Consider the following 18,640-nt stretch of genomic DNA (forward strand, 5'->3'; position numbering starts at 1 on the left):
AACGTGACAGGCGTGGGTGTTTTCCCTGGAGCCATGCGCCCTGTGTGACAGTCCTCTGACAGCCGATAATCAAATGCGAACGTCAAACACGAACCGACTGCCGACGATGGATGTAGAAGACAAGGACGACGCCGACCGATATCGCGCGCCTGCGCTGGACAAGGGTCTGGACATACTCGAGCTGCTTGCCGAGCAGAAGAGCGGCTTGACGCGCGCCGAGATCACGAAGCTGCTGGGGCGCAATGCGAGCGAGATGTACCGGATGCTGGAGCGGCTGGTGGCGCGTCAGTATGTGGTGCGGTCGGCGGGGGGCGACCGGTATTCGCTGAGCCTGAAGCTGTATGCGCTTGCGCATCGGCATCCGCCGATGAACCGGCTGATTTCCGAGGCGTTACCGTTGATGCAGCGCTTTGCTGCTGATGCTGAGCAGTCGTGTCATCTTGCTGTCTACGACCGTGGCAATCTGCTTGTGATCGCGCAGGTGGATGGGCCTGGCACTTGGGGCATTTCCGTGCGGCTCGGGTCGCGGGTGGGTTTGATCGATACGAGTTCGGGGCGCACGATGTTGGCCTTTCAAACGCCTGAGCAGCGGGAGCATATGCTCGCCGAGCACACCAAGGTCAAAGGCGAAGTGACGATCGATCATGGCGCGCTCGAAGGCGCGTGCGAGACCATTCGCGCGGCTGGGTTTTCGCAGAAGGACAGTCAGCAGATTTTTGGTGTCACCGATTTGACTTTTCCTGTGCTGACGGCGTCAGGGCAGGCGATTGCTGCGATGACTTGTCCTTTTCTTAAGCGGATTGATGAGTATGTGGCGCCTTCGCTGGATCAGGTTACGCAGATGTTGCGGGAGATTGTGCAGGGGTTGTCGATGTTTGCTGAGCCTGAGGTGAGGTCGGGGTCGTAGTTTGGTTTTTTCTGTTCTTGCGGTTGCGCGGCGCGGGCGTTTTGGTTGTTCTGGCCTTTGCGCTGCATCCGTGTTTTGTCTTCGTGGCGCGGCCGGTTTGGTTTGCTTGTGTTTTCGCTGGCATTTGCGTTTTGTCGTCGTGGCGCGGCCGGTTTGGTTTGCTGGTCTTTGCGCTGGCATCCGCGTATTGCCTTCGTGCTTCAGGCGTCGCCCCTGTGCGGGGCGGCACCTACTTTTCTTTGCCGCCGCAAAGAAAAGTAGGCAAAAGAAAGCGGCTCACACCGCTAATTCTTGTGTTTGCCTGAGGGCCCCCAACCGGTCCTACGCTTCACACGGCAACCACGTGACTCATGTTCGTTGCCAGCGCTCTTGCGGTGCGCATCACCCGCTTCGCGCGCCCGCGTCGCAGCGTGCCGCGCCAGATACTCCTCCGTCGCCCAGGTGGCAAACTGTGTGTAGGCCGTCGCGCCACACACGTCTCACTCCGGACCGATAGCGCACGCGTCCCACCATGTAAGAGCGCTAACGTGTACGTCGCGACAACCTACACATAGTTTGCCACCTGGGCGGCGCAAACCATTCGCTGCCGCTAGCTCTTGTTCGGGTGTTTGAAGTGGGTGAGGCGTGTATTCAAAGCGTTGGCAACGAACGCGAACAAGGACGTTGCCGTGTGAAGTGTGGGACCAGTTGGGGGGCCCTCAGGCAAATACAAGAACTGGCGGTGTGAGCCGCTTTCTTTTGCCTACTTTTCTTTGCGGCGGCAAAGAAAAGTAGGTGCCGCCCCGCACAGGGGCGACGCGTGAAGCACGAAGGCATAACGCGGATGCCAGCGAAAACACAAGCAAACCAAACCGGCCGCGCCACGACGACAAAACGCAGATGCCAGCGCAAAACACCAAACCCCAAACGGCATCCCCCCAACCCCAATGCGATAGAATGTCGCCCCTTCCCAAACCTCCAAAATCCCCTTGCGCCCACGCGCAACCCAAACCTTTATGGCCAAACTTCTGTCCGACCTCGAATTCCAGCGTTTTTCCGAACTCCAGCAGAAGCAGACAAGCTTCATCATCACAAGCGAAGAAGCCGACGAACTCCGTGAAATCGTCTCGCGCGCACAGCAAAAACGCGACGACCGGTCCGCTGCAATGAAGCAGATCGAAACCTTCATCACGCAATTCGACATCTCGCCCGACGAACTCTTCTCGGCCGATCAGATCGGCGACGCCGCCCGCAACTTCGGCCTGATTCCTGCCGCAAAGAAAGAACGCATGCTGCCGCCGACAGTCACGTTCAACGGCAAGCCATATCAATGGACACGCGCGCTGCCCGACGAAGTCCGCGTACCGCTGTTCGAAGCCTTCACGGCAGGACAATCGGTGAAACTGTTCATCGCGACACCGAAGGACGCAGTGCGCTGCGCAGCAACGATTGCCCGCCTCGAACGCGAAACAGGCGCGACGTACGCTCCCGAGTGGCTCGAGGAACTCTCCGTGTCACGCGAACAGGTAGACGCGGCAGCGATGAAGCTCGCGGCTTAAACACACGCTCAGCTACGCGTATTCGTCGAGGCAGAGGCAGAACACGCAGGCGACGCGCCGAACCCCACGGCGCCCCGTTCATCCGGCTGATCGAGCGCCATCCGGAAGCCGACCACGCCCGGGTCCTCCGTACGCGTCGTCGTGAAGCCGACAGCCGTCGCCAGCCCGATCATCGCCGAGTTCTCGCGCAACGCCTCGCCGATGATCCAGTGAGTGCCGCGCGAGCGCGAATACGCGATGATCCGCTCCATCAACAGACGCCCTAGCCCCTTGCCCTTCTGATCCGAACGCACAGCCATCGCGAACTCGGCCGTTTCGTTGTCCGGGTCCGCGACGGCACGCACGACGCCAAGCGTGTGCGTTGAACCGTCCTCGTTCTGTGTCGTCGCGATCAGCGCCATCTCGCGGTCGTAGTCAATCTGCGTCATGCGCGCGAGCTGCGAATGATCGAAGCTGCCAACCGCGCCAAAAAAGCGCAGGCGCAGATCGTCGGGCGTCATCGATTCGACGAAATCCCGATGCGCCGCTTCGTCTTCCGGTCGAATGGGTCGCACCGTGATGCGCTGGCCACGCCAGTCGAGCGTCTCTTCATAGCGCCGCGGATACGGCATGATCGCGAAGCGCGTGCGGTTCGCCGACAGCCACAGACGCGGCGCAACGACCGCCGCGCCGTTTCTCATCACGCGCAGCGCAAGCTTCAGCGAAACGATCTCGCGTATCTCCGACACCGCCTGCGAGATCGACGTCAGCGTAGTCAGAACGGGCTCGGGTGCGACTTCGCGCGAATACGCCGAGTTCGACAGGATGTCGTCCGATAGCACAGGGTTCAGCGGCGGCAGCCCGAACACGCACATCGGGCGCGCTTCGTCGTGCTCGGGCGGCGCTGTGAAACGGAACACTGGGCCGAAGTTGGCGTCGTCGCGCAGCTCGACCGTGATATCGACGACGGCACCGTCACGCGCTTCTTCAGGCACCGTGCGCACGCCGAAGTGCGCGAGCAGCCGCGCCGCGTCGTCGCCTTCGAGTAGCGTCACGCCCGACGAGAGCGCCGCGCATGCCTGCGCCTGCGCGGCATCGATCGCTTCTGGCACGCGTGCGGCTTGACCTTCGGGCGTCTGCATCAACAGCTCGCGCACGAGCCGATACTCGACGAGACGCTCGAACGCGCGCGCGAGCCGCTGCGGCGTGGTGTGCACGGGTATGCCGTGCTCGTGCAACGCATCGCGCGTCTCGCGCTTCAGGCCGCCAAAAAAGCACGCCAGCAGCCCGCGATACGCGTAGCGCTGATTCGCAATCAACGCCTGCGCGACTTCCTCGACGGGCGCGCCGTGCGTCGACGCGTGCACGACGAACGCCGTCCCCGTCGAACGCTGATCGGCGAGCACCTTCAGCGCCGTGCCGAAATGCTCGGCGCGCGCGTCGCTGCCAAGCAGCAGCGGATTGCCGGGCACGGCGCGCGGCAACGCTTGCGCAAGCGCATCGACGGCGCCTGGCGGGCACGGCGCGAGCGTGTCGCCGGCGGCCTTGAACGCGTCGGTGGCGAGCGTCGCGACGCCGCGGTCGCTCGTGATCAGCGTCGCCGTCGCGCCCGCCGCGACGCGGCCCACGCCCAGCGTTTCGATTTCATCGAGCAGATCGTCGAGCGCATCGACGCGCACCACGCCCGCGCGGCGGAACGCGGCCGTGTAGAGCGCGTCGTTGGGATCGCTGCGGCCCGAGCGCAACGCCAGCACCGGCTTGTTGCGCGACGCCGCCCGCGCCGCCGACATGAACTTGCGCGCCGACTTCACGGAATCCACTTCGAGCAGGATCGCGCGCGTGCCGGGGTCGCTCGCGAGATAGTCGAGGACGTCACCGGCATCGACGTCGGCTTCGTCGCCGAGCGCCACCGCGTGCGAAAAGCCCAGGCCGCGTGCATGTGCCCAGCCGAGCACCGCGTTGGTCAACGCGTTCGACTGCGACACCCACGCGACGCCGCCAGAGCGCACCGTCACGGACGGCGCGCCGAGATGCGCCTTAAGCGCGGGCGTGATGACGCCAAGGCTGCCCGGCCCGACAATGCGCAACAGATGCGGCCGCGCGGCGGCGAGCGTGTGGCGCACGTCGGCGCGGTCGTCATCGCAGCGCGCCTCACCGACGATGATCGCCGCGCGCGTGCCGCGCCCGCCGAGCGCGTGGACGATGGCGGGCCACGTCGACGGCGGCGTGCAGACGATCGCAACGGTCGGCGCGTCGGGCAGATCGCCCGCGTTTCCGACGCAGGCGTGGCCGTCGAGCATGTCGTACTTCGGATTGACGGCCCACACAGGGCCGTCGAAGCCGCCTTCGATCAGCCGCTTCCAGACCATTGCGCCCGTGCTGCCCTCGCGCTTCGAGGCGCCGATCACGGCAATGGATTTCGGGCGAAACAACGCGTCGAGATTGCGTACGGTCACGGGCGCTCCGCGAATGAGTGGATGCGCGATCGAGGCGCGCGATTTCATCAGGATAGGCGATGCGCGGGGCGCTGTGGGACGGGTTCGTCGAAGGCGGCGGGGTTCGTCTGACGTTAGCGCGGGCTACAGGCCAAACGGAGCGCTCGCGGATTCGACCGTCGCGCAGGCGCGCCATGCGTCCGCCCACTCCCGCCCTGCGCACCATGTAGAATCGCCTCCACGGCTCGCGGCGCGGCTTTTCGGCTGCGGCGCCGCTTCCGGCGCGCCGCTGTTCCGCGCATCGGTCAAGAAAGCGCATGCGGGTGTAACAGAGAAGAACGATGAGACTGAAGGAAGAGTTATGCGGCGTCTGCCCTCGCTGATCGCGTTGCGCTTTTTCGAAGAGACGGCACGGCACTTGAGCTTCAACCGCGCTGCCGTCGCGCTGTGCGTCACGCAGGGCGCCGTCAGCCGGCAGATCAAGATTCTCGAAGAATCGCTTGGCGCGAAGCTTTTCGAGCGCGATCACAAAGGCATCCGTCTGACGAAGGCGGGACAGCAGTTGCTGCCGTGCGTGTCCGAAGCGTTCGACACGCTCGAGCGCGGCACGCGCCAGGTCACGACGGCCAAAGGCCGCCGGCGGCTCGTGCTGTCGGTGCCGCCCACGTTCGCCACGCAATGGTTTTCGCCGCGGCTCGGCTCGCTCGCTGTCGAATTGCCGGACGTCGAGCTGTCCGTGCGCACGGAACCCACTGACGACTGCCACTGCAACATCCGCTTCGGCCGCGCCGCGCTGGCCGATGCGCATTCCGAGCTGCTGATGATCGAGCGGCATACGCTGGTCGGCGCGCCTCGCCTTGGCGGCGAGCCGCTGGACAAGCTGCTGGAAACGCTGCCCGCGCTGCACGTGCTGCACAACGACGCGCGCCTGAACCTCTGGCCCGACTGGCTCGACAAGGCCGGCCTGCCCGCGCGCCACGCGGAAAACGGCATCGAGTTCTCCACGCTCGAACAGGCGATCCACGCGGCGCGCAAGGGCGTTGGCCTCGCGATCGTCGATCGCAACATGATCATCGAGGAACTGGGCGAAGGCAGCCTCGCGCCGATGTCGGATATCGAGGTTAGCGGCCCTTATGGCTACTGGCTCGATATCGCCGAGCGGCATGCGACGCTCGAACATGTGCAGGCGTTCGCGAGCTGGATGCGGGAGCAGGTACTGGCGATGTCATAAAGGCTCGCGATTCGCCGATGGCCTCAAAGCAAAAGGCCGTGTTCGTTGGAACACGGCCTTTTTCTTTTCGCGGCGCGGAAGTGCAGCCTGTTACATCGCCTTCCTGAACGGCGCGCCCGAATGTTCGCGCAGTTCGTTGAACACGATCTTCGGCCACGCCTTTTGCGCGACTTCGATCTCGGAGACGTGCGACGCGAGATACGTCGGCGCATCGGCGGCATCGTAGGCAATACGCTGCGCATAGGAATCGCAGAAGCGGCGCAGCTCGGCGGCATCGTCGCAGGTCACCCAGCGCGACATCCGGTAGCGCGCCGGCGCCATCCGCACATCGACCTTGTATTCCGTCGACAGACGGTGCGACACCACTTCGAACTGCAGTTGCCCAACCGCGCCCAGAATCGTCAACCCGCCCATGACCGGCTTGAACACCTGGATCGCGCCCTCTTCGCCGAGTTGCTTCAGTGCTTCGCCGAGCTGCTTCGAACGCATCGGATCGACCACTTCGACCGTCTGGAAGATTTCCGGCGCGAAGAACGGCAAGCCGACGAATTGCAGCAGTTCGCCTTCCGTCAGCGTATCGCCGAGACTCAGCGTGCCGTGATTCGGAATACCGATGATGTCGCCCGCGTACGCTTCGCTGACCGTCTCGCGGCGCTGCGACAGAAACGTCACGACGTTATTCGCGCGGAACGTCTTGTTGTTGCGCGTGACCTTCAGCGCCATGCCGCGCTCGAAGCGCCCCGAGCACACGCGGATAAACGCGACGCGGTCGCGGTGCGCCAGGTCCATGTTCGCCTGCACCTTGAACACGACGCCCGTGAACTTCGGCTCTTCCGGCAGCACCGGGCGCTGCACCGTCTGACGCGCGGACGGCGGCGGCGCGAGATCGACTAGCGCGTCGAGAATTTCCTTCACGCCGAAGTTGTTGATCGCCGAGCCGAACAGCACGGGCGACTGCTGGCCCGCGAGAAATTCGTCGCGATCGAACGAGGGCGTTGCGCCCGTAATCAGGTCGATTTCTTCCTTCGCACGCACCCAGGCGTGACCGAAGCGGCGTTCGCCTTCCTCGTCGCCGAGCGAGTGGATCGTTTCGACTTCGCCGCCAAGCGTGTCCTGACCCGCGCGGAACACGCGCACCTGATCGTTCTGGATGTCGTAGACGCCCTGGAAGTCCTTGCCCATGCCGATCGGCCAGGTGAACGGCACGGCCGACACACCCAGATGCTGTTCGATTTCGTCGAGCAGATCGAGCGGCTCGCGCACTTCGCGGTCGAGCTTGTTGATGAACGTGACGATCGGCGTCTTGCGGCTGCGGCAGACTTCGAGCAGCTTGAGCGTCTGCGCTTCGACGCCGTTCGCGCCGTCGATCACCATCACGGCGGCATCGACGGCCGTCAGCACGCGGTACGTGTCTTCCGAGAAGTCTTCGTGGCCCGGCGTGTCGAGCAGATTGATCACGCAGTTGCCGTACTCGAACTGCATCACCGAGCTAGCGACGGAAATGCCGCGCTGCTTTTCGATTTCCATCCAGTCGGACGTCGCGTAGCGGTTACTCTTGCGGCCCTTCACGGTGCCCGCGATCTGGATCGCGCCCGAGAACAGCAGCAGCTTTTCCGTGAGCGTGGTTTTACCCGCGTCCGGGTGGGAAATGACCGCGAACGTGCGGCGGCGTTTGAGTTCGGAGACTGACATTGGCAATTAGGGTCATGGCGCACGCCCTTCTGGCAGGCGGCGATACGGCAACCGGGCGCGGCGACATGCCTGACAGGCCCGTAAAACCGGCGAAGCCGCGATGATACACGTGCCGGAGCAACCCATAAGTATAGCTGGCGCGAGCCGATGCTTGCCCCGCCGGCCAGCAAAGTCCGCCGCGTCTGGCCGGATAAGACGACGACTATTGATAGGACATCGTAAACGTGGCCTTCGCGTTGGCGGTCCCCGGATTCATTGTGCCTGTGCGGATATAGCTCGCCTTCAGCGGCACAGAATAAACGCCGCCCGTAGTCGGCGACGACGACACGGATATCTGGTTCGTAGTACCGGCAGCGGACGAATCCGGCCCGTACAGTATTGGCGTGCCTGCATATGAGAGCTGATAGGCAATACCTTTCGCGGTCGAATCAGCAGTCAACGAAAGCGTGTTGCTTCGGTTCGACGGCGTCGTCAAGTCTGATAATGTCACTGCGACGCGCACACCGGGATCGCAGTTCAGCGACAGACTGAACGGCGTGCTTCCCGTCGTTGCGCCAACCGAGGCGAGATCTCTTGTATTTGCCTGCGGCATCGTCACCTGGACGGCCGACTGGGTTACCGAACAGGCAATGCTGGAGAAGTTCCCGCTGGCCGTCCCCGTGAAGGCATTGCCCCAAGGAAACGTTCCGCTCTGGTTGTTGATGGCATTCGTGATCGACAACGCCGGTATGGTGGTGAGCGTACCCGGCGCAACGGCGCCCGTCTTGACGAACTGCGCGGAAATCGTGACGTTGAAGTCATAACCGGGCGTTGCACTTGCCCAGATCTGATGACATACCACCTGCCGATAACCATTGGGCACCGTCAACGGCAGGCTGTTGCATGTCGTCGAAGGTCCGTTCGATACGGTGAATCGCACACCGATGCCCGAAAGATTGGTCGGATAGACGTCGCTGTAACCGGCGACGAGCGCCGTCGGCGCCGCATTGAAGTACAAATATATGTCTCGATCACAACACGGGTCACCCGGACAGTGGAAGCTCAAGGTGTTCGAATAAGCCGGCGTCGTGCTTCCGATGGGCGCATCGCGGCCGAAGCTGGCGGCACCCACGGCGGGAGGATTGCTAGTCTGTCCCGTCACGTTGCATGAAATTGTCCCGGCATATGCCTGAGAGCCGGCTGCGAACAAGACGATGAACGCTCCCAGCATCAGGACGCTGTGCAGCCGCAGTTTCAACACTACAAGAATCGTGTTCGGTTTCATTATGTTGCCCCCTTCATCAATCCGCCTTGTCGCGCTTGTTCTTTACAGCACCGTCGGCGCCGTCACGCTGCAAGATTCTGCATGGTCGACATCGTCGTCAAACAATCGCCGGATATCGTGACGCATTCTCGGCAGCAGGGTCCCGTGGACATCGCCCGGCTCCGTTTCTGTTAACCCGCGCTTGCGCCGGCCGCCGGCACAACTGCCACCGGCGCGATGGAGGAACCGGTGACGCAATGCCCTTCCACCGACGTATAAGCATCCGCCTTATCACCCTTCACTGGCAATGCGTACTGAATCCGGCAGATGTCGCCTTCGTTTTCACCAAGCTTCACGACAAGCGTTCCCTTATCCTCGATACCGCGCGCAAAGATCCGGCTGTCCTGAGCGACCACGCCAACGTGACTACCGTTCGCATCCAGCACATCCGCGCCGAACGGCAACGGTGCACCGCCCATTTGCGGCGCGCGGATCAACGCCGCGCGCCCCGTCACCGTCTTGTACTTCAGCATGACAACCGAGCCGAGACGCGGCACCGCACGCTCCGACGTCGACACGAACTCCACATCGCTCGACGAACCCTTCGGGTCGATATCCACCGTGTTCATCCCGTACGCCGCGAGAAACGGCACGACCGCGTAGCCGTGCGAATCCACCTTCACACCCGACGCGCTCGACACCGTTGCGCCTTCCGCGCCCTTCGCCTCGACGATGCCGAACGTATCGCCAACCGTCTGCGAGAACGTCACGCCGCCCGGATGCGCGACGACCGAGCCGCTCACGCCCGCCGAGACCTGCGCCGAATGCGCGCCGCCGCTGGCTGATGCCGTCACCTGTGCAACCGGTGCACGCCAGGTGCCGCTCGCGCCGGCGCTCGCGTTGACGCCGCCCGACGCTGCCTGCTCGACCGTGTCGTACACGTTATAAGAATACTGATTGCGCTCGCCCGCGGCACCGCCCAGGCTGGTCTGCATGCTCGATGCGTCCTTGCCCGCATTGAGGTTGGTCGACAGCATCGGCGAGTGTTGCGTATGACCGAGCGGAATCGACGTGCTCAGCATCACTTCGTTCGACAGCGTGCCGTCCGCGCTGCGCGTGCGGCCTGCCGTAACACTATAGGTCCCGTATTTGAAGCCGTTCGAGTAGCCCAACTGATAAAACATGTCGCGTCCCGGCCGGTTCCAGTAGTGCTGCGACGAAACGTTCGCGAACACCGCGCCGCGATCCTTCAGCGTCTGGTTGACCGTCAGTTGCAGACGGCCGCGTTCGCGGTCGGCTGCGTTGACGTCGCTGCCATGCAGCGCGGCGTCGCGCAGCCGGGCGGCGTCGGCGAGGCCGAGATAGCCGCTGTCCGAGTACCGGTACGCGCCAAGCGCGATGTTGGTATTGGTTGCATCGATGAACTTGCTGTAGCCGATATGCAGGCTCTGACCTTGCTGCGCACCGACGCCAGGCAGTTGCGTACGCGCCGTCGTGAGGTCGCTCGCGAGCGCGCCGTACTTCGTATTGAATGCCGCACCGAGATTCGCCGCAACATAACCGTTCGATGCGACGGCGCCGCCGTAAAGCGTGACGAGATTCGTCAGCCCGCGCTGCACCGTGAACTGCGTGAAGCCCGGTTTCGTCTGCAACGATTCGTCGCGCAGTTGACCGGCCGTGAAGGCGAAGCGCGTCGTGCCAGGTCGCAGCGACTGCGCAACGGCCGCGTAAGGCACGGAGAAGTGCTTCGTGCGGCCATCGGCTTCCGTGACCGTGATGTCGAGGTTGCCGCCATAGCCGGTCGCGTAGAGATCGCCGATTTCGAACGGTCCCGGCGACACGTTCGTTTCATAGATAACCTGGCCATTCTGGCGCACCGTCACGCGCGCGTTCGAATCGGCCGTGCCGCGCACGACGGGCGCATAACCGCGCAGCGATTCGGGCAGCATGCGGTCGTCGGTGGCGATCTGCGCGCCGCGAAATCCGATGCTGTCGAACACGTCGCCCGTCGTTTGCGCGTCGCCGAGCGTGACCTGCGAGCGCAGCTTCGTCACGTCGTGCTGAACGTAGGTGGCGATGTTGTCGAGCTGGATCGACTGGCCCGTGCCCGCCGTCACCGACGACTGATGCCGGAAGTGCCACGCGCCGATGTTCACGCCGGCGTTCAGACCCAGATACTCCTGCGATGCTTGCGTGCCGCCGCTCGCCGTCCGGTAGGCGTTCGCGTTGTAGCTCAGGAAACCCGCATTCACGCCGTTGTCCCAGAGTTCCGGCGCGACGTAGCCGCGCGCCAGATTGCGCATGTACTTCTGCGGGATCGTGATGTTCAGCTTCTGCTCGTTGAAGTCGAATTCGACCGTTGCGTCCGGCACGCTCGCGCTCACATCGACGCATGCGTCTGCACCCTGATCCGCTGCGTTCGTCAGCTTCGTGAAGTCGACGCCATATGCTTCGAGCATCTTGCGCGTGAGACAGGCGCGCGCGTTCTCGCCTTCATGCGCGGCGGTGAAGCGCACGCTCTCGCGCGCGACATGGTTATCGTTGATCGAGATATCGACCGTATAGGCGCCGGGCGCCACGATGTTGCCGCGGCCAAGGCGCGCGACGTCGACCCGTTGCGAATCGATCTGCAGGAAAGTCGTATCGAATTCGACCGCTTCGGCCGCACACGCGGCGCCTGCGCTCATGAAGCCCGCCATCGTGAACACCGACAGCACGACGGCCGTGACGGGATTCAGCATGAACGAACCGGCTGTTGCACTAGCCGGGCGTTGCGATTGGCGTTGGCGTGAGGGTTTCATGATCCGATAACTTCGATTGAGTAAAACTTTTGCCTGTCGATCAGGCATGAATCGATGTTATGGATTTACGAGATAGGAGTACCTCAGACGACTCCTAATTTTGAGATGTCCAAGACCCGCGCGCGCAAAGGCTCAGCGCGTGCCTGGCGGTATCGCGCGACCGTGTTTTTGAGATTTCTGAGAGGAAAAGGCGGCCGGCGGAATCGGCGCCTCGAAGTGAGGGTGAGACGTGTCAGGGAGCGATGTCCGCGTCGCCCTCGATCGCGCCGCCGAAGTCGTTGATCGCGACGTAGTGCACCTTGCCGGACTTCACGCCGTTCATCTGCGGCACGGCGATGATCTCCTTGCCGCGTGGCGCAACCATGCCGCCCCGGTCGTTTTTGTAGGTAGCGCCGTTGGACGACACCCTGATCTCGCTGAACGACACGTGATACGCAGTCGGATTCGACACGGCGAGCGCCTGGCCCTTGCCTTCCGGCGCCGGCACGACCTTCCAGTCGAGCTGGCGCGGCGCCTCGTCGGGCGTGCCCTGCAGCTTCGGCGGGCGCACGAACACCTTGATCCGCGTGCGATAGGCGAATTGCAGCGTATTCGCATCGGCTTTCGCGTCGGCTTTGGGCGGCACGTCCAGCACGTTGAGCCAATACACCGACTCGCGATCCTGCGGCAGCGCGTCGCCGCTGTACATGACGCGCAGCGTCTGCGACTTGCCCGCGTCCATGCGGAAGATGGGCGGCGTGATGACGAACGGCGCCTTGCTGTCGCCCGGCTTCGTGTCGACGTTGCCGTCGTCCATCCAGACCTGCACCAGCGAAGGCGCGCGGCTGTCGTTATTCAGCTTGACAGTCACTTCGCGCTGATCCAGCGGATACACGACCCGTGTGCCGCCAATCGTCACGCTCGCCTGAGCCACGCCTGCGAACAGTGCACATGCCACACCCACACCAGCCAGCAACCGACCCATCGTCTTCATCGCCTTCACCTTTCGCTACGCGTTTATCGAAACAATGTTGCTGAAGAAGGCGTTTTCCGAAACAAACGCCTCCTTCGATGCCGCTTACTGGTACTGCATTGTGTATTGGACCGACGTGGTGACGCTACCCGGCTGCGCCTTGCCCGTCGCGTAGTACTGCGCGAAGTAATTCAGCATCGCCGCGCCGCCGGAGATCACCGCGCCGTTGGTAGCGGCGTCGTTGTTCGCGTTGGTCAGGATGTTGATCGGCTGCATCTTCGCGTTCATCAGGCGCACTTCAACGTTCTGCGCCGGCGAAGCGGATGCCTTGTTCAGCAGGTAGCCGCTGCTCTGATCGACGTTCGGGCCGTTTTCGAAGCGTGCGACTGCCTTCGTCGCCGTGCCCGAGCAGCCGCTCAGCGAAAGCTGGATGTCGCCGAGGTTCGACGTGCCGGCCGTCGCGCCAGCCGAGGACAGCGCACCAGCCGGAACCGTCGGCAGCGTCACCGACACATCGGCGGGCGAACCGGCTGCAACGCCGTTGATCGAGCAGGTCGTGTCCGACACTGCGCCGTTGATGGTGATCGTGCCGTCGGCGGCGTGCGCCTTCATCGACTGGAGGCTAACGATGCCCATTGCGACGATGACGACAGCGGGGATGATGCGCTTTTGCATGTTGATGCTCCTAAGGATCTGATGAACGAATAAAGTCTGCTATGTAAAACCAGCGGCGCTTTCATCTCGTGATGCCGCACCGCTTTCGCTGATCGTTGCTGTCCGGTCCGTTACTTCGTTTGACCGCGTTGTCGCTCAGCACAGAAACAATCTTAAAATTCGCTCGCTTAGGAAGCTCTAGGACGACTCCCAAATTTATGAGATAGACGGCGCGTTTGCCTTCCTGCGCAAAAGCATATGGGGCAACGCTCTAAAGACGTACATTCACTTTTTTGAGAAAAAGCGCGCTTTGACGAGACCGAATGGACCCATCTCGCCCGTCGCCCCCGTTTCTCAAAAATAGAATCAGCGGGCGCAAACAGAAAAAACCCGAAACACCCTTCACGGGCACTTCGGGCTTCAACCGCCGAATGCGTTCCGAAAGCGAGCGCCGCTACGACACGCTGATCGTCACTGATACGACATCGTGAATGTGGCCAGCGCATTCGCCGAGCCGGCGTTGAGATCGCCCGTGCGGACGTAGCGCACCTGAAACGGCACCGAAAGCGGCCCGCCTGACGTCGGTGTATCGGAAGCCACAAACTGATTGGTCGTGCCGGCCGTCGGCGAATCCGGACCAAAGCAGATCGTCTGGCCGCCGAATATGATCTGATAGCCGACGCCGCGCGCCGTCGAATCGGGTGCGAGCGACAGCGTGCAACTCCGGTTCGAAGGCGTGGTCGCGTCCGTCATCGTCATGGCGACGCGCACGCCCGGATCGCAATCGAGCGCTATTGCAAACGGTGTGGCACCCGACGTCGCACCCACTGAACCCAGTTGCCTGCGTGTCGCAACAGGCATTGGCACCTGAATCGCCGGTTGCCTGACCGAACACGCTGTATTGATGAACGAGCCGCTGGCCCCGGTGAAGTAAGTGCCCAGCGCCACTGTGCCGGACTGGTTATTTCTGGTCAGATTGGCCGTTACCGACGGAATAGTCGCCAGAGCGCCCGAATTGAACGGCCCCGTTTTGACGAACTGGGCGGCAACGTCGAGGTGGTAGTTGATGCGGCGACTTTTCGGGCTAGGAGGCTGGTGACACGTGACCTTGAGTGACCCTGATATCGTCGCCGGCATCCCCCTGCACGATGTGCCAGCACCGTTGGAGACTGTGTACCGCACCCCCACGCCGCCGATATTGGTCGGATAAACATCCCTGAATCCCGGCACCAGTCCGGACGGATTTATCGTGAAGGTGATGAAAATGTCGCGGTCGGCGCGCGGGTACCCGTCGCACTGAAAACCGACTGTCGTCGAGAAAGAAGAACTTGTGCTGCCCGTCGGCGCATCGCGTGGAAAGGGATTGGTACCTACGGCGGGCGCGTACCCCCCATTTGTCAGCGCATAGCAATTCACGATCTGCGCGTTCGCCGCCGGGGCAGCCAGCATCACGCTCACCAGCATCGCCAGCTGAAGCAAACGCCCGAACCAGCGTCCGTTACCTCGACTCATCGCTGTCATGTTCATCTCGTCTTAGTCCTGATATGCAAGCTGTGGTTAAGCTCATTTCGCCGGTGTTTGCACGCCCGGCTCCGTCGCCGCCGCCGGGACGGGCAGGCAATGCGCTTCAAGCGACGCGTAACCCATCTTCGGCTTGCCGCCTTCCTTGCGCGCCGGCAGCGCGTAATCGATGCGGCATTGCTCACTCGTCGCGATGCCCCACTTCACGATCAGCGTTCCCTTGTCGTACAGATCGCGCGTGAAGATGCGGCTGTCCTGTCCCACCACGCCTACGCTCTGCCCGTTCTCGTTTTGCACCTCGGCGCCGAAGGGCAGCGCCTTGCCACCGGCGCGCGGTGCGCGAATCAGCGCGGCGCGGCCGGTGTCGGTCTGGTACTTGAACAGCACAACCGATCCAAGACGCGGTGCCGCGCTCTCCGATGTCGACTCGAACTCGACATCCATCGACGTGCCCTTCGGATCGATATCCACCGTGTTCATTGCATACGGCGTGAGGTACGGCACGATCGCGTAGCCGTCGCCGTCGATCTTCGCGCCCGTCGCGCCCGGCAAACTCGCGCCTTGCGCGCCCTTCGCCTCGACGATGCCGAACGTCTCGCCCACCGTCTGCGAGAACGTGATGCCGCCGCGATGCGCGACGATCGAGCCGCTCGCGCCCGCCGACACCTGCGACGAATGCGAGCCGCCGCTCGCCGACGCCGTCAACTGCGCGTACGGTCCGCGGTACGTGCCGCTCGCGCCGCCGTTCCCGCTGACGCCCGTCGCCGATGCGTCGTTCACCGTGCCGTAGACGTTGTACGAGTACTGGTTGCCGTCGCCCGCGGTGCCGCTCATGCTGGCCTGCAGGCTGGATGTGTCGCCGTTGCGGTTGTAAGTCGCGGAAAGCATCGGTGCGTGCCGCGACTTGCCGAGCGGAATCGTCGTGGTCAGCATGATCTGGTTCGACGGCTCGCCGTACGCGTTCTGGGTGCGCCCCAACGTCACGCTATAGGTGCCGAACCGGTAACTGTTCGAATACCCGGCCTGATAGAAGGTGTCGCGTCCGCCGCGATTCCAGTAGTCCTGCGCCGTGACGTTCAGGAACAGCGAGCCGTATTGCGCAAGGTTCTGGCTGATCGTCAGCTGGAACTGGCCGCGCGTGCGGTCGGCAGGATTGCCCACCGATCCATGCCCGACGTAATCGCGCAGCCGCGCGGCGTCGGTGAGATTGAGATAGCCGGAGCTCGAATAGCGATAGGCGCCAAGGGCAAAGTTGGTGTCCGTCGCATCGACAAACTTGCTGTAGCTGATATGCAGGCTGTTGCCTTGCATCGATGCCTGGCCCGGCACCTGTGTGCGCGCCAACGTGACGTCGCCCGCGACCGCGCCCACGGGCGTATTCAGCGCGACGCCGAAGTTGGCGGCCAGATAGCCGTCCGCCGCAATGACGCCGCCATAGAGCGTGACGAGATTCGTCAGGCCCCGCTGCAACGTCAGTTGTGCGAAGACGGGCCTGGTCTGCAGCGATGCATCGCGAAGCTGACCGGCAGTCAAGGCGAAACGCGTAATGCCCGGCCGCAGCAATTGCGCGACCGACGCATACGGCACAGTGAAAAACTTCTGGCGGCCGTCGGCTTCCGTCACGGTCACATCGAGGTTGCCGCCATAGCCCGTCGGGTAGAGATCCCTGATCTCGAACGGTCCGGGCGGCACCACTGTTTCGTAGATGGTCTGGCCGTTCTGGCTGATGTTGACGCGCGCATTCGATTCGGCCGTGCCGCGCACGACAGGCGCATAGCCGCGCAGCGATTCCGGCAGCATGCGGTCGTCGGTGGCAATCTGCGCGCCGCGAAACGCGACGCTGTTGAACACGTCGCCGGTGGTAAAGGCTTCGCCCAACACGACCTGCGAGCGCAGCTTCGTCACGTCGTGCTGAAGATAGGTCGCAATGTCGTCGAACTGGGTAGTCTGTCCCGTCATCGCCGTTACGGATGACTGATGCCGGAAATGCCAGCCGCCCACATTCACGCCGGCATTCAGTCCGACATAGCCCTGCGTCGTGCGCGCGCCGTTGTTGCTCGACTGATAGACGTTAGCGTTGTAGCTGAGGAAACCGGCATTCACGCCGTTCTCCCACAGCTCGGGCGGCACGTAGCCGCGCGCCCTGTTGCGCATGTACTTCTGCGGGATCGTGAGCGCGAGCTTCTGCTCGGAAAAGTCGAAATCGACCGTGGCTTGCGGCACGACGGCGTTCACGTCGACACATTCGTTCGCGGCCGGCGGCGTCGCGCTATCTTTCGTCACAACGATGCGCGAGAAATCGACGCCCCACTTTTCCAGCATCATGCGCGTCAAGCAAGCGCGCGCACTCTGACCTTCGCCCGCCGGCACGAAGCGTACGTTCTCACGCGCCGTGCGCGCGTCGTTGATCCAGACGTCGACGTAATAGCTGCCCGCCGCAATCACGTTGCCGCGCGAAAAGCGCGAAACATCGACCTTCGAGCCCGATTGAAGGAACGTCGAGTCGAATTCGACGGGATTCGCCGGATCGGCCGCCATCGCGCGGTCGGCATACAGCCCGGCGATGATCGCGAACACGGGCGGAACCAGTGCGGCAACAGGGCGCAACGTCCGTGGACCGGTCATCGGCAAATCGGGGTGGCGAAAGCATGTCATGTCGGGAAACTCATCGCGTGCACGAAGCTCGCGGCATGTATGTCGGTTTGACGAAAGCGAAGTCCTGCATGGCACGATCGCCCCCCCGCGGATAGCCGCTTCAACGAAAATGCGCGGCACACGCGCGCAACGACCCACCGTGCGCGAAAGCGCACGTCCTCACGTTCGATAGACCGGAAATAGAACGCGGCCGAAACGGCCGCACATGGCGCTACAGCAAGCTGCTCACGGACTGATGACCGCGTCGCCCTCGATCGCACCGCCAAAGTCGTTGATGGCGATGTAGTGAATCTGGCCCGACTGAACCCCTTCCATCTTCGGGATGGCAAAGGTCTCCCTACCGTGCGGCACGACCATGCCGCCCGCGTCGTACTCGTAGCGATGGCCGTTTGCCGTCACCGTGATCTTGCTGAACGACACGTGGTAGGCCGTCGGATTCGACAGGAGGAGTGCTTGCCCCTTGCCCTCGTCGGCCGGCACGACTTTCCATTCGATCTGACGCGGCGCGTCGTCCGGCGTATCCGGCAATGTCGGCGGACGCGCGAAGAGCTTGATTCGCGTGCGGTAGGCGAGTTGCAGCGTGTTGACATCCGGCTTTGGCACGGCCTTCGGCGGAATATCGAGCACGTTGAGCCAGAAGACCGATTCCCGGTCCTGCGGCAGCGCATCGCCGCTGTAGATAATGCGCAAGGTCTGCGACCGGCCCGCGTTCATGCGGAAAATGGGCGGCGTGATCACGAACGGCGTCTTGCTGTCGTCGATCTTCGCGTTGCTGTCGCCGCTGTCGAGCCATACCTGGACCAGCGACGGATTGCGACTGTCGTTGGTCAGCTTGACTGTCACTTCCCGCTGATCGAGCGGATAGACAACGCGTGTGCCGCCAATCGTCACGCTAGCGTGCGCGGCGCCCGCGGCCATGACGGCCGCCAGCAGAACGGTCTGCCATCGGCAGTTCAGTCTCCGTTTCATCAACATGTCGCGCGTGCTCCGTGCAATGCGAAAAGATCGGGGCATGCACGCAAGCGCACGCCC

Annotated in this window: 12 protein-coding genes; 3 read left to right on the forward strand and 9 right to left on the reverse strand. The window is 63.0% G+C overall.

Features of this window, described 5'->3' with window-relative positions; all coding sequences use genetic code 11:
* Nucleotides 1-106: 106 nt before the first annotated feature.
* Together C2L64_RS32290 and C2L64_RS32295 are read left to right on the forward strand one after the other, a co-directional pair.
* Nucleotides 107-907, forward strand: coding sequence for an IclR family transcriptional regulator (locus C2L64_RS32290; protein ID WP_007746062.1), 801 nt, complete (start codon nt 107-109; stop codon nt 905-907).
* A 995-nt stretch (nt 908-1,902) separates the two neighbouring features.
* Nucleotides 1,903-2,445: a hypothetical protein gene (locus tag C2L64_RS32295; protein WP_007587667.1), complete on the forward strand. Its 543-nt coding sequence runs from the start codon at nt 1,903-1,905 to the stop codon at nt 2,443-2,445.
* A gap of 8 nt (nt 2,446-2,453) precedes the next feature.
* On the opposite strand, the gene C2L64_RS32300 is transcribed toward C2L64_RS32295, so the two are convergent.
* A complete protein-coding gene (locus C2L64_RS32300; protein WP_039901360.1) occupies nt 2,454-4,880 on the reverse strand; it encodes a bifunctional acetate--CoA ligase family protein/GNAT family N-acetyltransferase in 2,427 nt (808 codons plus the stop codon).
* Between the two features lie 340 nt (nt 4,881-5,220).
* On the opposite strand from C2L64_RS32300, the gene C2L64_RS32305 reads away from it, so the two are divergent.
* A complete protein-coding gene (locus C2L64_RS32305; RefSeq protein ID WP_007587670.1) occupies nt 5,221-6,090 on the forward strand; it encodes a LysR family transcriptional regulator in 870 nt (289 codons plus the stop codon).
* A gap of 90 nt (nt 6,091-6,180) precedes the next feature.
* Here C2L64_RS32305 and C2L64_RS32310 read toward each other — a convergent pair whose 3' ends face one another.
* The 8 genes from C2L64_RS32310 to C2L64_RS32345 form a co-directional block, all read right to left on the reverse strand.
* Nucleotides 6,181-7,782 carry a peptide chain release factor 3 gene (locus tag C2L64_RS32310; protein ID WP_007587672.1) on the reverse strand — a complete coding sequence of 534 codons (1,602 nt, stop codon included), beginning with the start codon at nt 7,780-7,782 and terminating at the stop codon, nt 6,181-6,183.
* Between the two features lie 202 nt (nt 7,783-7,984).
* On the reverse strand, nt 7,985-8,779 hold the full coding sequence (locus C2L64_RS32315; protein WP_158660546.1) for a fimbrial protein: 795 nt from the start codon (nt 8,777-8,779) through the stop codon (nt 7,985-7,987).
* 437 nt (nt 8,780-9,216) lie between these two features.
* Complete coding sequence (locus tag C2L64_RS32320; RefSeq protein WP_039901352.1) at nt 9,217-11,826, reverse strand: fimbria/pilus outer membrane usher protein; 2,610 nt, start codon at nt 11,824-11,826, stop codon at nt 9,217-9,219.
* A gap of 232 nt (nt 11,827-12,058) precedes the next feature.
* Entirely contained in the window at nt 12,059-12,799 is a 741-nt protein-coding gene (locus C2L64_RS32325) for a fimbria/pilus periplasmic chaperone (protein WP_007587684.1), read from the reverse strand.
* Nucleotides 12,800-12,883: 84 nt separating this feature from the next.
* Nucleotides 12,884-13,453 (reverse strand): fimbrial protein, encoded by a 570-nt coding sequence (locus C2L64_RS32330; RefSeq protein ID WP_007587686.1) that lies wholly within the window; start codon nt 13,451-13,453, stop codon nt 12,884-12,886.
* 450 nt (nt 13,454-13,903) lie between these two features.
* Entirely contained in the window at nt 13,904-14,953 is a 1,050-nt protein-coding gene (locus tag C2L64_RS32335) for a fimbrial protein (RefSeq protein WP_158660547.1), read from the reverse strand.
* 42 nt (nt 14,954-14,995) lie between these two features.
* Complete coding sequence (locus C2L64_RS32340) at nt 14,996-17,608, reverse strand: fimbria/pilus outer membrane usher protein (protein ID WP_007587692.1); 2,613 nt, start codon at nt 17,606-17,608, stop codon at nt 14,996-14,998.
* 225 nt (nt 17,609-17,833) lie between these two features.
* Nucleotides 17,834-18,583: a fimbria/pilus periplasmic chaperone gene (locus C2L64_RS32345; protein WP_007587693.1), complete on the reverse strand. Its 750-nt coding sequence runs from the start codon at nt 18,581-18,583 to the stop codon at nt 17,834-17,836.
* Between the last annotated feature and the right edge of the window lie 57 nt (nt 18,584-18,640).

This window comes from Paraburkholderia hospita, from assembly GCF_002902965.1.
GTDB classification, from domain to species: Bacteria; Pseudomonadota; Gammaproteobacteria; order Burkholderiales; family Burkholderiaceae; genus Paraburkholderia; species Paraburkholderia hospita.

Excerpts from the sequence above, each read along its gene's own strand:
- C2L64_RS32290 (WP_007746062.1), top strand. The coding sequence starts at position 107 with ATGGATGTAGAAGACAAGGACGACGCCGACCGATATCGCGCGCCTGCG.
- C2L64_RS32320 (WP_039901352.1), bottom strand. The coding sequence starts at position 11,826 with ATGAAACCCTCACGCCAACGCCAATCGCAACGCCCGGCTAGTGCAACA.
- C2L64_RS32310 (WP_007587672.1), bottom strand. The coding sequence starts at position 7,782 with ATGTCAGTCTCCGAACTCAAACGCCGCCGCACGTTCGCGGTCATTTCC.
- C2L64_RS32335 (WP_158660547.1), bottom strand. The coding sequence starts at position 14,953 with ATGACAGCGATGAGTCGAGGTAACGGACGCTGGTTCGGGCGTTTGCTT.
- C2L64_RS32295 (WP_007587667.1), top strand. The coding sequence starts at position 1,903 with ATGGCCAAACTTCTGTCCGACCTCGAATTCCAGCGTTTTTCCGAACTC.
- C2L64_RS32340 (WP_007587692.1), bottom strand. The coding sequence starts at position 17,608 with ATGACATGCTTTCGCCACCCCGATTTGCCGATGACCGGTCCACGGACG.
- C2L64_RS32330 (WP_007587686.1), bottom strand. The coding sequence starts at position 13,453 with ATGCAAAAGCGCATCATCCCCGCTGTCGTCATCGTCGCAATGGGCATC.
- C2L64_RS32345 (WP_007587693.1), bottom strand. The coding sequence starts at position 18,583 with ATGTTGATGAAACGGAGACTGAACTGCCGATGGCAGACCGTTCTGCTG.
- C2L64_RS32325 (WP_007587684.1), bottom strand. The coding sequence starts at position 12,799 with ATGAAGACGATGGGTCGGTTGCTGGCTGGTGTGGGTGTGGCATGTGCA.
- C2L64_RS32305 (WP_007587670.1), top strand. The coding sequence starts at position 5,221 with ATGCGGCGTCTGCCCTCGCTGATCGCGTTGCGCTTTTTCGAAGAGACG.